The organism is Butyrivibrio sp. AE3004, assembly GCF_000703165.1.
GTDB lineage: Bacteria > Bacillota > Clostridia > Lachnospirales > Lachnospiraceae > Butyrivibrio.
Map to the genome: position 1 here is coordinate 3,579,846 of NZ_JNLQ01000002.1, position 13,911 is coordinate 3,593,756.

Here is a 13,911-nt window from a genome sequence, read left to right on the forward strand (position 1 = left end):
CTAAAAAATGCTCCTATGTTTGGAACTGCTTTTATAAATGAGGAGTATAGTGGAGGAAAAAATATGGCAATATTGGTAACAGGTGGTGCAGGATATATTGGGAGCCACACAGTAGTAGAACTTCAGAATGCCGGCTATGATGTAGTAGTAATGGACAACCTTGCTAATGCAAGTGAGAAAGTTATTGGACGTGTTGAAGCAATAACAGGTAAAAAGGTTCCTTTTTATAAGGCAGATATTCGTGACAGAGAAGGCCTTGAGGAAATCTTCAATAAAGAGAAGATTGATTCGGTTATCCACTTTGCAGGTCTTAAGGCAGTTGGTGAGTCTGTTCAGAAGCCTTGGGAATACTATGAAAACAACATAGGCGGAACACTTACTCTTGTAGATGTTATGAGAAAACACGGATGCAAGAACATCATCTTCTCATCATCCGCTACAGTATATGGCAATCCTGCTTTTATTCCGATCACAGAGGAATGCCCCAAGGGACAGTGCACAAATCCTTATGGCTGGACAAAATCAATGCTTGAGCAGGTTCTTTCCGATATACAGTATGCCGATCCTGAATGGAATGTAGTTCTCCTTAGATACTTCAATCCTATCGGTGCTCACAAGAGCGGAACTATTGGCGAGAATCCCAATGGTATTCCGAACAACCTTATGCCTTATATTACACAGGTAGCAGTAGGAAGACTTCCTAAGCTTAATGTATTCGGTAACGATTATGATACTCCCGATGGCACCGGCGTACGTGATTATATCCATGTCGTTGACCTTGCTGTTGGACATGTTAAGGCTCTTAAGAAGCTTGAGCCCGGCTGCGGTCTTTCAATCTACAACCTTGGAACAGGTGTTGGTTACAGTGTTCTTGACATTGTTAAGAATTTTGAAGAAGCCAACGGTGTTAAGATTCCTTATGAGATTCAGCCCAGACGTGCAGGTGATATAGCAACATGCTATTCAAATGCTGATAAAGCTGAGAAGGAGCTTGGATGGAAGGCTCAGAACGGAATTCGCGAGATGTGCGAGGACTCATGGAGATGGCAGAGCCAGAATCCTAACGGTTACGAGGATTAATTTGATTTTTATAAAGGGAAGGTCTCTGGCCTTCCCTTATTTATGAGGTTTTATGTTTAAACTTTGGGTACGACTTATTAATGATAATCATCTTTTAAAAGATACTGTAATAGAAGATAATTCTATGGATACCAGAACACATAAGGTAATGAATGCTATTGAGAAGGCATGCTATGATCTGGATCTTAGCAAACCGATATGGTTAAAGGCTACAGTACATGATTTTCAGCTTCATAATAAATGCAGATTTACGAAGGATGCGTTTATTGAAGAGATTCCGTTTGATTATATGGAAATACAAGTCATAGAAGAGGATGACTTTTATTACTAGACATAGTATGGTTTTTTATACAATCTGAAAATATTTCCCCAAGCAGATCGATACTGATATTTAGTTTCGCTTAAGCAAGGGGAAACATTTTTTTGATACTTTTATCACAATTTCGTCACAATCTCTTTCTATACTGAATACGTAGTAAAGAAATAAAGAAATAAAAAAATAATTTATCAATATTAATCAAGTCAAGGAAAGAGGTAATGGATAATGTTTGATAATGAAAATAATGAACAGAACAAGATGGAAATTGAAGAAAAAAGAGAAACTGAAGTTAGCTCCACAAGCGGCAATGGTCAGGATATCAAGAGAGAAAATGAAACTCCGACAACAAATAGCAGTCCTTACGTTGTAGGCAGCCCGAACAATGCATATGGTAGCAACCAGGGAATTACATATGGCACAGGCAGTCAGAACAGCACATATGGCACAGGTAATCAGAACAGTACTTATGGTACAGGCAGTCAGAATAATACATATGGCAGCAGCAATACCTACGGAACAGGTTCTTATAACCAGAATAGCAATACAGGATCCTATGGAAATTATAACGGGATGAATAACACAAATAATGGCTATTCACAGAACGGAGGAACCTATGGTAATTACAACTACAATAACCAGGGTACCTACGGCAATTATCAATACACATATAATCAGCCGGGCATGAATGGTGGAAACGGTCCTGTGAAAAAGAATAACGGCAAGAAAGTTGCAGCAGTTATTGCGGCTGCTCTTGTTTTGAGCCTGGGACTTGGTGCAGGCTATTACAGTATGACAAAGATAACACAGATGCCTGCTATTGAACAATCCAAGGATCAGGCTGATGCGGCAGATAAGGCAAAGGCAGCTGACAAGAACATTGAGGAATCCACTGCAAAGGCTGATTCATCAAGCGCTGCAGAAGTAGATAAGAGCACAACTTCGGACGCTGTAATCGGAGAAAACGCTGAGGCAGGTATTTCCAAGACTCAGACCGTAGAGAATTCCAAGACAGTAGTTACTGATGTTACACAGGTTGTTGAAGAAGCAATGCCTGCAATGGTTTCAATCAACAATAATTACACACAGTCTGCGTCATATTTTGGACAGACTTACAGCCAGGAGCTTACAGCTTCAGGTTCAGGTATCATTGTTGGAACAAATGACAGCGAGCTTTTGATTGCTACCAACTATCACGTAATTGAAGGTGCTGATTCTCTTGAAGTACTTTTTGTAGATGAGAATACTGCAAAGGCAGAGGTTAAAGGTACAGATTCAAATATGGATCTTGCAGTTATAGCAGTACAGCTTTCTGACCTTAGCGCTTCAACAAGAGATGCCATAGCTATTGCAACACTTGGTGATTCAGATGCGCTTACACTTGGTGAGCCTGCAATCGCAATAGGTAATGCGCTTGGTTATGGACAGTCTGTAACTACAGGTGTTATCAGTGCAGTAAACCGTGCTATTGACCTGGACGACAGTAGGAAGGGTACATTCATTCAGACAAGTGCTGCAATCAACCCCGGAAATTCAGGCGGCGCACTTCTTAACATCAGTGGTGAGGTCATTGGTATCAATTCCAACAAGATTGGTGGAGAAGCAATTGAAGGTATGGGTTATGCTATCCCGATTTCAACAGCAAAGCCTATTATCCAGCAGCTTATGACAGAAAAGACACGTTCAAAGGTTTCAGAGGAGCAGAGAGGCTATCTTGGAATCTCAGGTGTAAGCGTAACTTCCGATGTATCACAGATGTATGGTCTTCCTCTTGGTGTTTATGTAGCAGCCGTATCTGCTGATGGCGGAGCAAAGAGCGCAGGAATCCAGGAAGGCGATATCATTACCACATTTGATGGAAAAGAGATTTCATCAATGGATGATCTTCAGAACAAGCTTGCATATTATGAAGCAGGTGAAACAGTTACTGTAACTGTTAAGAGACAGGCTTCCGGCGGATATCAGGATCAGGAGATTTCCGTAACACTTGGATCAAAGCAGACTGTTCAGTCAGATGCTACTGATGGCAAGACTTATCAGGGAGAGAAAACACCTGATGCCAATGGTGGAAATGGTCAGGATGAAGGACAGCAGAATGGAATTAATCCTTTTGGAAATCCTTTCGGATTTGGATTTAGTTTTGGAAACTGATTTATATAATCAACAATAATATGTCAGATATGCTTAGCTGCCATCGGGGATCACCCGATGGCAGTTTTGTCTTTTTTATTCTTTCTTAACTTGATAGAGGTGTCAGGTGTGAATATAATTAGATTATATGCGAAATAAGAGATTTTAGCCGAGATGGAGATAAAGAATGAGCGATAGATTTGATAATAACGGAAATGATGAATTTGATTTCAGAGAAGTTAAAGATTCCGAAGATAGTAGTGACGTAGTATCATCAGATGCAACTAATGATGATAAGAAGGACACTTCAGATAAAAAAGAAAGTGAGTATGAGGATGTTTGCTTTATGTGCAGACGTCCTGAGAGCAAGGCGGGGAAGATGTTCCATCTTCCAAACGGCATTTGTGTTTGTGATGATTGTATGCATAAGACAATGGATACTGTCAGCCAGTTCGATTATCAGAATCTTTTGAATAATCCGAATCTGATGAATGAGCTTAACAAACATAGCGGTATGCCGGGACTTAGTTTTATGGATTTCGGTGATTTTATGAATACAGGTGGAATTCCCAATTCTCAGAAGATCAAGAAGAAAAAGGAAGAGGATATTAAGGTAAAGCCCGAGTTTAATATCGAGAATATGCCTGCACCCCATAAAATAAAGGGCAAGCTTGACGAATTTGTAATAGGCCAGGAGAAGGCTAAGAAGATAATTTCGGTAGCTGTTTACAACCACTATAAACGTGTAAAAACAGGTACTATGGATGACATAGAAATAGAGAAGTCAAATATTCTTATGATCGGACCTACCGGAAGCGGTAAGACTTATCTTGTAAAAACGCTGGCAAAGCTTCTTGATGTTCCGCTTGCGATTGCTGATGCAACTTCACTTACAGAAGCCGGTTACATCGGTGATGATATAGAAAGCGTTGTAAGTAAGCTTCTTGCAGCAGCCGGAAATGATATTGACAGAGCCCAGCAGGGAATCATTTTTATTGATGAGATAGATAAAATTGCAAAGAAGAAGAATACCACATCGAGAGATGTAAGCGGAGAATCTGTACAGCAGGGTATGCTTAAGCTTCTTGAAGGTGCAGATGTAGAAGTTCCTGTAGGTGCAAGCAGTAAAAATGCTATGGTTCCGATGGCTACAGTAAATACCAGAAATATCCTGTTTATCTGTGGCGGAGCCTTCCCGGATCTTGAAGAGATTATAAAGCAGAGACTGAATAAGCAGACATCAATTGGTTTTGATGCAGACCTCAAGGATAAGTGGGATAAAGACCCTGACCTTATTACCAAGGTTACTGTAGATGACCTTAAGAAGTTCGGAATGATTCCTGAGTTTTTAGGAAGACTTCCGATTGTATGCACGCTTAAAGGCCTTTCAAAGGAAATGCTCGTGCAGATCCTTAGGGAGCCTAAGAATGCTATTTTGAAGCAGTATCAAAAGCTTCTTGCCTTCGATGAGGTTAATCTGGAATTTGACGATGACGCTCTTGATGCTATAGCTGAAAAGGCCATGGAGAAAGAGACAGGCGCCAGAGCTCTTCGTGCGATCATAGAGGAATTTATGCTTGATATCATGTATGAGATTCCAAAGGATGATAATATCGGAAGTGTTACGATAACAGGAGATTATATCAGAGGAAAGGGTGGCCCGAGAATAGAGCTTAGGACTACCGAGGTTCCAAAGGCGATTCCGCTTAAGGATTCCGAGAATAAATAAAAGCATTAAAAAGCTGACAGAATGTTGAACTCATCTGTCAGCTTTATTATTTGAGCAGAGCACTTAGCGAGGTGTTTTCGAGCTTAGTGCGAGCCATGCAAGTCAACTTGGCGAGGTATTATCGAGCCTAGTTGAGCTTGTTTGAGTAGAGCACGTAGTGAAAATCACAGTCTCAGGCTGTGATGAATGTGCCGGCTTTTCCTTTCAGAGCATCTGAAACTTCAGCGAGTGAAGTAATAAGAACGCTTCCTGAAGGCTTTTTCTTTAAATATTCTATAGCTGCTTCAATCTTGGGAAGCATGTCTGTTGCGCCAAACTGTCCATCTCTGATGTACTGTTCTGCAGTAGCAACGTTCATGCGCTCGATGGGTGCCTGAGTATCTTTTCCGAAATCTGTATATACGTAAGGAACAGAGGTAAGGATGATAAGTCTGTCAACACCGAGGTCGGCTGCAAGCTTTCCTGCAATTGCGTCTTTTTCAATAACTGCTGATGCACCCTTTAATACGTGATTCTGCTGGATTACCGGGATTCCACCGCCTCCGCATGCGATTACTATCTGACCTGCATCGGAAAGAGCACGTATCGCATCTATTTCAACGATATCAATCGGCTTAGGAGCTGCAACGATACGAAGATAGCCTTTTCCGGGAACCTCCTGAACAAAGTTACCTTTTTTTACTTCGTTGTCGGCATCTTCCTTTGACATGTATCTTCCGATTACTTTGGTCGGTGAATAGAAGGCTTCGTCATATGGATCAACCGTAACCTGTGTGAGAATGGTGCTTACGGGAGTTGAAATGCCACGACTGGTCAGTTCGCTCTTAAGGGAGTTCTGAAGGTCATAGCCAACGTAGCCCTGACTCATTGCACTACAAACACTCATGGGAGCGGGAGTGTAGTCAATATAGATTCGTCTCAGCTCAGTCATGGCTTTGTGGATCATGCTGACCTGAGGACCGTTACTGTGAGTGATGTTTAGCTGGTAGCCGGCTTGTACAAGATCTGCAAGAGCCTTGGCTGTAACTCTTACGGCTTCCATTTGTTCCATTGTGGTATATCCAAGTGCCTCATGTCCGAGAGACACCACTGCCTTCTTGTTTTCCATAACGTAGTCCTCCGTTTTTTTGATGCTTAATTATATCATTTCTAGTTTATTATGTCTGCGGTCATAGGTCATTATGCCGTTAACTTCTTCTTCGACATCCGAGAGCTGAGTGTAGACAGCACCGGCAAGTCCCTTGGCCTTTAGATTCTCAATGGTTTCGGAAAGCAGTGTATTATATGCCTTCTTGAAGTCACCTACAGTGTCAAATTTTTTGTAGCCATAGATCCTGTCAACGCTACTGTGTCCCTTGATATAGCAGGTATACCCACCGTATTCGGAAATCACAAAAGCTCGTCTTTTTTTATCGGCTATGACATCGAGCGGTCTGAAGTAATTGTGAACGCTCCTGAAGTCACCACCGTTTTCATCAAACCATCCGCTTGCCTGGTCGATCAGTCTGTTATCCGCAAACTGTCTGGCAAGAATTGTAGCAGCAGATGCGTTGAACTGTCCCCACCCTTCGTTGAAAAGTACCCATACGGAGATACTCGGAACGTTTATAAGATGTTGGATAGTTTCTTCCATTTCATTTATCCACTCTTTCCGTCCGTCGGCTGAGTCACGTGAGAACATGTGATAATTTATGGGGCCGTCCGGCATGTGCCCGAATACACCGGGGAAAAGTGTGGGAAGATAACTGACAACAGGCTTTGCGTAGGAGGAACCTCCGCTTACCATATCCTGCCATACTATCATTCCGAGCCTGTCGCAGTGATAATACCATCTGGCTGCTTCGATTTTTATATGCTTTCTGAGCATGTTAAAGCCGAGTTTTTTCATCTCGGTGATGTCGAAAATCAGAGCTTCGTCACTCGGTGCAGTATAGAGTCCATCAGGCCAGTAGCCCTGATCGAGGACACCGTTAAGGAAATATGGTTCTCCGTTTAAGAAAAACAGAGGGTGACCGTCCGCATCAAGCTGTCTGGTAAATGAGCGCATGCCAAAATATGTTTCAGCCTTATCATCACCCGCTGTAATTAGAACCTGATAAAGATAAGGGTCTTCGGGTGACCAGAGGTGCGCTTTGGGAATAGTTATCTTGCAGGAATAAACATATGTGGATGAGTGTTTACTCTCAATATCGGGAGAGAAGGTGCTAAGCTCATCTGAAGAGTGACTGAAAGAATCATGGAAATCTTCCGATTCAAATCTGTCACGCTTCTTGTCATCTCTGTGAGTGGTATCGCCTTCGTTTTCGGCGATAAGAACTTCCTTCTTTGAATCAAAAATTTGAATTGAAACGGGGCATTCACCATTTGTAAGGACAGTTACATAGATCACATCCAGGTCTCTGTCCGGAATAATGCGATAGGCGGTTATGTGGGTTTTTGGAACGATTTCCATCCATACGGTCTGCCAGATTCCGCTCTGAGCAGTGTAGTACATGCCTCCGCGCTTTAATGTCTGTTTGCCTCTGCTGTGATAAGAGGTATCAGAGTCGTCCTGAACACAAACTGTAAGAGTACCGCAGAGCTTTTTGCAGCTACCTTCTGATGAATCGTAGAAATTGGAATTGGAGGCATCTGAAGACTCCTTTAATTCATCTGTTATATCAATTGTAAAGGGAAGATATCCGCCTGTATGTGCACCGACAGGAGTGCCGTTTATAAAAACAATGGCACGCTGATCGCAAGCACCGAAATGAAGCAGGACCCTGGAATCAGGGGTGGGAAGAGTGATGTTTTCTAATTTCTTTTTGTACCATAGATATTCGTCCGGCTGCAGCTGCCTCTCAACACCGGAGAGGATGGCTTCGGGAGAAAAAGGAACGAGAATGTTTCCGTCCATCTTTTTAGGATGCGTGTTGGTTTTTGTGAAAGCATATTCCCAAATACCGTTTAAGTTTATGTAGCTTTCGCGGACGAACTGGGGACGAGGGTATTCCTGAAGAACACTGTCGCTTTTAAGAGAATCACCCCATACTGTGGTAAGCCTGTGGAGAACATCATCTTCATGTGTCTTATCAATAGCTTTTATTGCATCAAGTAGATCCATTTTGTAAGTCCTTCCTTAGTTGTTTTGCGAATTTTGAACAAGATCCTGATAAAATGCAGCGTCTGCAGCTGATAAATAAGTTACAACCCAGATAAGCGGGATGAAGCATGCAAGTGTCCCAAGTATGAACAGCGGAATATAGCTAAGATAAAGCAAAAGCAGTCTGTGCTTGTGGCCCTTCATTAGCTTAATGCTGGTCTTTAGTATTGAAAAGGCATCTTTATCAGGAAAATCCTGGAGTATGTAATAGGACTGTGAAAACATTAATCTGACGTAAACGTTAACTATGGTAATCACAGCTGATACGGCAAGAACAGCAATTGTAATTCTTGGATCTATGATTCCTTCAATCTGTTTGTTCTGAGCAAGGATTACAGAGAACAGCTGTAATGGTATTATAGTCAGAGTGTCAATAAGGGCAAGCGGAATCTGAAGTATAATTGCCTTGTCCGGATGATTTTTAAATCCTTGAAAGAGATCTGCGATTGAAACTGACTGACCGTAGACAACATTCATAAAAAGGTAAGCAAGTCCCGAATCAAATACGCCAAAGAAAAGATTGACAAGAATTGTGGCAGCAAAATATACGAAATATGATATAAGGTTATTTGGTATAATTGCACCGACTACTATATTTATAATTATAAAAGTGATGAATCTGTAAAGAATAATGGCTATTGTTGATGTGCCATAGTTTCCGAGAAGCCGCTCTCTTGCGACAGCTTTTATCTTTGAAGTTCTCTTATTTTGTTTCATGGTTTCCCCTTGAGTTTATTTTATTTGAAACTACATATACTGGTATTTGTACGTGTAAGAATATATAGTTTCCCAAAAATAAGGCGAAGCACTTGGCCTCACCTTATAATAAATCGGTTTTTATTGGAAATCCCGGTTATGCTTAGACATGATGCAGAATCAAATGTTTATAAAAAGTGAAAAACAAATCAGACAGCAGCGTCAAAGCTTGAACCGATAAGTCCGCTTGCAGCATCGGCTGATTTGCGGTTTTTCGTATAAGGATTGTTTTCATTTTTGTACATTATTTTTGTGGTTGTAAGACCGCCCGAAACATAAGTCCTTCCGCACTCGGGGCACACGGCTGTCTGAATTTTGACAGATGCCTGAAGAACTTTGCCGTTTCCTTCTTCTGCTTTTTTGAAGGCATTGGCAACATGCTCCTGCTCATGCCCGCGCACTCTAGACGGAGCGGCTTCGGGTGAAATGTGAGCAGCGCTCTTAAAGGAGACATTTTCATTGGAGCCGTCGATATATTTGCGGTTCTTACATGTCTCGCATTCGGCTGGTGATGAACGCATGCCGGGCTTCTTTTCAACAGATTCGCCTGGATTTAGTGTGACCTTGGTGTCACCTGTTACGGAACCTGCTGCAGCCTCGGATACATTCCCGGAGCCGCCGTTATTATAGGCGGGACCAAAAAATCCGGATGCATATGAATTGTTAAATCCTATTCCACTGATTCCACTCATAAGCACATCCTCTTATTTCATTTCAGGAAGATCAATGCTTATTCCAAGCCCACCGGTTAATTCTTCTAACATATCATCAAAGCTTTCACCGCTTATGGCCTGTGAATACTGATTGACCATCTTGTGCGCTTCGGGATCGGTGAAAACCGTCACGAAGGATGTAATCATCAGTGCATATCCGCCGACGAATCCGATGAGACCAAAGAATATGGCACGTTTTGCCTGCGGATAGAGCTTTCCTGCAGAATCTCTTGACAGCAAAGCCAGTGTTATTGCTATTCCTCCAAGTATGATGGAGAAATAAACGCTAAGTATCAGCGCTATTGAAATCAAACCCATTATCGAAGCGATGGTTGCCATCGAAACCCGGGGATTAAGCGGGTTGTGGGTCTGATTATACTCAAAACTTTCATTCATATTTAGTTTTAGCAGAAACTGTAAAAACAGCTCTGTGAATTCCTCCCCTGTCATTATAGTGAATTATGTAGAAAAAGATGACAATATTTCAATTTAAGTTTACCGCAAAACGAGCGGAAAGTGTATTAAATTTTAGTGAAAATACAGCGTGTAGTAATACCTTTTTTTATGAGATTGAAAAAAGATATTTATTCATAGTAGAATAGACAATGTGCATGTAGTTTTACGCTTCATGCTATTGCGAAGTAGAATGATAATGCAGAGCTAACATTTTTCAAGGAGTTTTACAGTCACTATGGATATTTTACAGAAAATTACAGAAGAACTTAGCGTACAGAAATGGCAGGTAGAGGCAGCAGTCAAGCTGATTGACGAGGGCAATACCATTCCTTTTATTTCCAGATACCGTAAAGAGGTTACGGGCTCTCTTAATGATGAGCAGCTCAGAACTCTCGGGGAGCGCCTTACATATTTGAGAGGCCTTGAGGAGAAAAAGGAGCAGGTTCTTTCCAGCATAGAAGAACAGGGAAAACTTACGGACGAACTTAAGGAAAAGATCATCGCAGCTGAGACAATGGTTGCGGTTGAGGATCTTTACAGACCATACAGACCAAAGAGAAAAACAAGAGCATCGGTTGCTAAAGAGAAAGGACTTGAGGGCCTTGCAGATATAATTCGTGCTCAGGAGACTACCAAAACTCTTGTTGAGGAAGCTACTCCTTATGTAAACGAAGAGAAAGAAGTAAAGAATATTCAGGAAGCAATTCAGGGCGCGATGGATATCATTGCTGAGGAAATCTCAGACAATGCCGATTACCGTACATATATAAGAGAAGAAACCTGGAATCAGGGCTTTGTAGCTTCAACAGCAAAGGATGAAAAGGCTGAGAGCGTTTATGAGATGTACTATAACTTTGAAGAGCCCGTAAACAAGATTCTCGGACACAGAGTGCTTGCACTTAACAGAGGAGAGGCAGAGAAATTCCTCACAGTTAAGATAACAGCACCTGAGGAACAGATTCTTCGCTTCCTTGAAAAGAAGACTATTACTAAGGATAATCCGGAGACAACACCGGTGCTTCAGGCTGTGTGCAAGGATGCCTATGACAGACTTATCGCGCCTGCCATTGAGCGTGACATCAGAAACGAGCTCACCGAGAAGGCTGAGGACAGCGCAATCGGAGTATTCGGTAAGAACCTTGAGCAGCTCCTTATGCAGCCTCCTATCGCAGGAAAAACAGTTCTTGGCTGGGATCCTGCTTTCAGAACAGGCTGTAAGCTTGCAATAGTTGATGCCACAGGAAAAGTTCTTGATACAAAGGTTATCTATCCCACAGCTCCTCAGAACAAGGTTGAGGAAGCTAAGGCAGAACTTAAAAAGCTTATAAAGAAATATGACGTTGACCTTATTTCAGTTGGTAACGGTACTGCATCACGTGAATCAGAGCAGGTAATTGTTGAGCTTATTAAGGAGCTTGATAAGCCGGTTCAGTATGTAATCGTTAATGAGGCCGGTGCATCTGTTTATTCAGCAAGTAAGCTTGCAACAGAGGAATTCCCTCAGTTTGATGTAGGTCAGAGAAGTGCTGCTTCCATTGCAAGACGTCTCCAGGATCCTCTTGCAGAGCTTGTAAAAATCGACCCTCAGAGTATCGGTGTAGGTCAGTATCAGCATGACATGAACCAGAAAAAGCTTGGAGAAGCCCTTTCAGGCGTTGTAGAGGACTGTGTTAACAAGGTCGGTGTTGACCTTAATACCGCTTCAGCACCGCTTCTTACTTATATATCAGGTATCAGCAAGGTGATTGCCAAGAATATTGTTGATTATCGTGAAGAGAACGGTAAGTTTGAGAGCAGAGACCAGCTCCTTAAGGTTCCAAAGCTCGGGCCCAAAGCATTTGAGCAGTGTGCGGGATTTTTAAGAATCCATGACGGAAAAAATCCTCTTGATGATACAAGTGTGCATCCTGAGTCATATGAGGCAGCAGAGAAGCTTATGGACAAGCTTGGCCTCACAATGGAGGATGTAAGAGAAGCGCAGAAGAAGACAGCTAAGGATATTAATTCTGCAAAGAAGTCTGAGAATGAAGGAAAACAGAAGCCTGCTAAGAAGAAAAAGGAGCAGAAGGTTTTCATAAAAAATACAAATACAGCTATGGGTGCGGCGCTTGCGGCTGCGCTTAACGGAACAAGCCTTGGGGGCTCTGATGAAGGAAACGCATCAGGAGCTGACAGCAAGGGCAACGGAAAAGATGCTACAGATAACGCAAAGGCAGCAGTTGGAGGAAGCCTTCTTAAGAGAGTTGGCGATAAAAAGAAACTTGCTGAGGAGCTTGGCGTAGGTGAGATAACTCTTACAGACATTCTGTCAGAGCTTGAGAAGCCTTCACGTGACCCCAGAGAGAGCATGCCTGCGCCTATTCTTCGAAGCGATGTCATGGATATGAAGGACTTAAAACCGGGAATGATTCTTAAAGGAACTGTCAGAAACATCGTAGACTTCGGTGCTTTTGTAGATATAGGTGTTCATCAGGACGGACTTGTTCATATCTCACAGATAACAGACCGCTATATCAAGCATCCGCTTGACGCAGTAAGTGTCGGTGATATCGTTGATGTTCAGGTTATTGAAGTAGATGTGAAGAAACAGAGAATCGGACTTACGATGAAGATTAAGAAGTAAGAAAGCCTTCCCCTCGGACTTACGATGAAGATTAAGAAGTAAGAAAGCCTTCCCCTCGGACTTACGATGAAGATTAAGAAGTAAGAAAGCCTTCCCCCTCGGACTTACGATGAAGATTAAGAAATAAGAAAGCCTTCCCCCATTGGGGGAAGGTGTCAGCGAAGCTGACGGATGAGGGAAAAAAAGAACCGCACTTGCGGTTCTTTTTTTGAGTTTATTACTTTTTTCCGTATCTTATCGGCCTTGCAACATGAACATTGAAGAACTCAATAAGAGGTCCCATGAAAAATGCAGTGATAATCGTTCCGATTCCCGGAAGAACTCCCATTACAAAGCCAAGTCCTGTGCAGATGAGGTCGGTTGTGATTCTTACAAATCTAAAATCCCATCCTTTTTTCTCAGAGAGCGTAAGTGCAATCGCATCATAGGTTGATACACCAAGATCACTGGTAAAATACAGCGCTGATGCAAAACACATTATGATGATCGCTACAATGAGGAAAATAATCCTGATAATAAAAGTAGGCTCAGGAATGAGCTTTATCCAAATTCCATAGGAGAAGTCCACAACATATCCTACAAGGAACAGGTTTATAAAAGTGGCGATGCCTATTTTCTTTTTATCAAGAAAAAAGTCTGCAATAAGAAGAACCATGTTGATTATCATGTAGATAAGGCCGTAGCCTATAGCAGGGTGCTTGGGATCAAATTCCGTAAACAACTTGATCGAACCACTTGTCATAATATGCTGTACCTGTGACCATATTCCATGCGCAAATACCTGAAAGGGATCCATTCCAAGCACTGAGAACTGGAACATTCCAACAGAAAAGCCTGCAATCACAACACCGCCAAGGGTCATGGCGAGACGTCTTTTCATTTCAGCGTCAATCTTTTTTAACATAGATAAAATCCTCCGGAGAAGAATTTAACAGAGAGTTTCCTGCGCAGCAATGTCATTTTGTG

11 protein-coding genes are annotated in these 13,911 nt (G+C 42.1%); 5 read left to right on the top strand and 6 right to left on the bottom strand.

Annotated features, from left to right (window positions below; genetic code table 11):
• Nucleotides 1–63: 63 nt before the first annotated feature.
• The 4 genes from galE (at nucleotide 64) to clpX (ending at nucleotide 5,255) form a co-directional block, all read left to right on the top strand.
• The gene (gene galE / locus BV60_RS0118365) at nucleotides 64–1,080 is read left to right on the top strand and encodes a UDP-glucose 4-epimerase GalE (protein ID WP_029324057.1); all 1,017 of its coding nucleotides are present in this window, start codon (nucleotides 64–66) and stop codon (nucleotides 1,078–1,080) included.
• Nucleotides 1,081–1,132: 52 nt separating this feature from the next.
• Nucleotides 1,133–1,411, top strand: a complete 279-nt coding sequence (locus tag BV60_RS0118370; protein ID WP_029324059.1) for a hypothetical protein — start codon at nucleotides 1,133–1,135, stop codon at nucleotides 1,409–1,411.
• Nucleotides 1,412–1,624: 213 nt separating this feature from the next.
• Nucleotides 1,625–3,547, top strand: coding sequence for a S1C family serine protease (locus tag BV60_RS22330; RefSeq protein ID WP_051656844.1), 1,923 nt, complete (start codon nucleotides 1,625–1,627; stop codon nucleotides 3,545–3,547).
• A 166-nt stretch (nucleotides 3,548–3,713) separates the two neighbouring features.
• Nucleotides 3,714–5,255 carry an ATP-dependent Clp protease ATP-binding subunit ClpX gene (clpX, locus tag BV60_RS0118380; RefSeq protein ID WP_029324062.1) on the top strand — a complete coding sequence of 514 codons (1,542 nt, stop codon included), beginning with the start codon at nucleotides 3,714–3,716 and terminating at the stop codon, nucleotides 5,253–5,255.
• Nucleotides 5,256–5,427: 172 nt separating this feature from the next.
• Here the strand turns inward: clpX and arcC are convergent, their stop codons facing one another.
• The 5 genes from arcC to BV60_RS0118405 form a co-directional block, all read right to left on the bottom strand.
• Nucleotides 5,428–6,363, bottom strand: a complete 936-nt coding sequence (gene arcC, locus BV60_RS0118385) for a carbamate kinase (RefSeq protein WP_029324064.1) — start codon at nucleotides 6,361–6,363, stop codon at nucleotides 5,428–5,430.
• A 30-nt stretch (nucleotides 6,364–6,393) separates the two neighbouring features.
• A complete protein-coding gene (locus tag BV60_RS0118390) occupies nucleotides 6,394–8,358 on the bottom strand; it encodes a glycoside hydrolase family 2 protein (protein WP_029324066.1) in 1,965 nt (654 codons plus the stop codon).
• A 15-nt stretch (nucleotides 8,359–8,373) separates the two neighbouring features.
• Nucleotides 8,374–9,114, bottom strand: coding sequence for a DUF975 family protein (locus BV60_RS22335; RefSeq protein ID WP_029324068.1), 741 nt, complete (start codon nucleotides 9,112–9,114; stop codon nucleotides 8,374–8,376).
• A gap of 188 nt (nucleotides 9,115–9,302) precedes the next feature.
• Nucleotides 9,303–9,845 carry a hypothetical protein gene (locus BV60_RS0118400; RefSeq protein WP_051656845.1) on the bottom strand — a complete coding sequence of 181 codons (543 nt, stop codon included), beginning with the start codon at nucleotides 9,843–9,845 and terminating at the stop codon, nucleotides 9,303–9,305.
• Between the two features lie 12 nt (nucleotides 9,846–9,857).
• Nucleotides 9,858–10,262, bottom strand: coding sequence for a hypothetical protein (locus BV60_RS0118405; protein ID WP_156036162.1), 405 nt, complete (start codon nucleotides 10,260–10,262; stop codon nucleotides 9,858–9,860).
• 295 nt (nucleotides 10,263–10,557) lie between these two features.
• Here BV60_RS0118405 and BV60_RS21320 point away from each other — a divergent pair, with 295 nt between their 5' ends.
• Complete coding sequence (locus BV60_RS21320) at nucleotides 10,558–12,945, top strand: Tex family protein (RefSeq protein WP_035777324.1); 2,388 nt, start codon at nucleotides 10,558–10,560, stop codon at nucleotides 12,943–12,945.
• A 217-nt stretch (nucleotides 12,946–13,162) separates the two neighbouring features.
• On the opposite strand, the gene BV60_RS0118415 is transcribed toward BV60_RS21320, so the two are convergent.
• A complete protein-coding gene (locus BV60_RS0118415; protein ID WP_029324075.1) occupies nucleotides 13,163–13,849 on the bottom strand; it encodes a YczE/YyaS/YitT family protein in 687 nt (228 codons plus the stop codon).
• Nucleotides 13,850–13,911 lie beyond the last annotated feature (62 nt).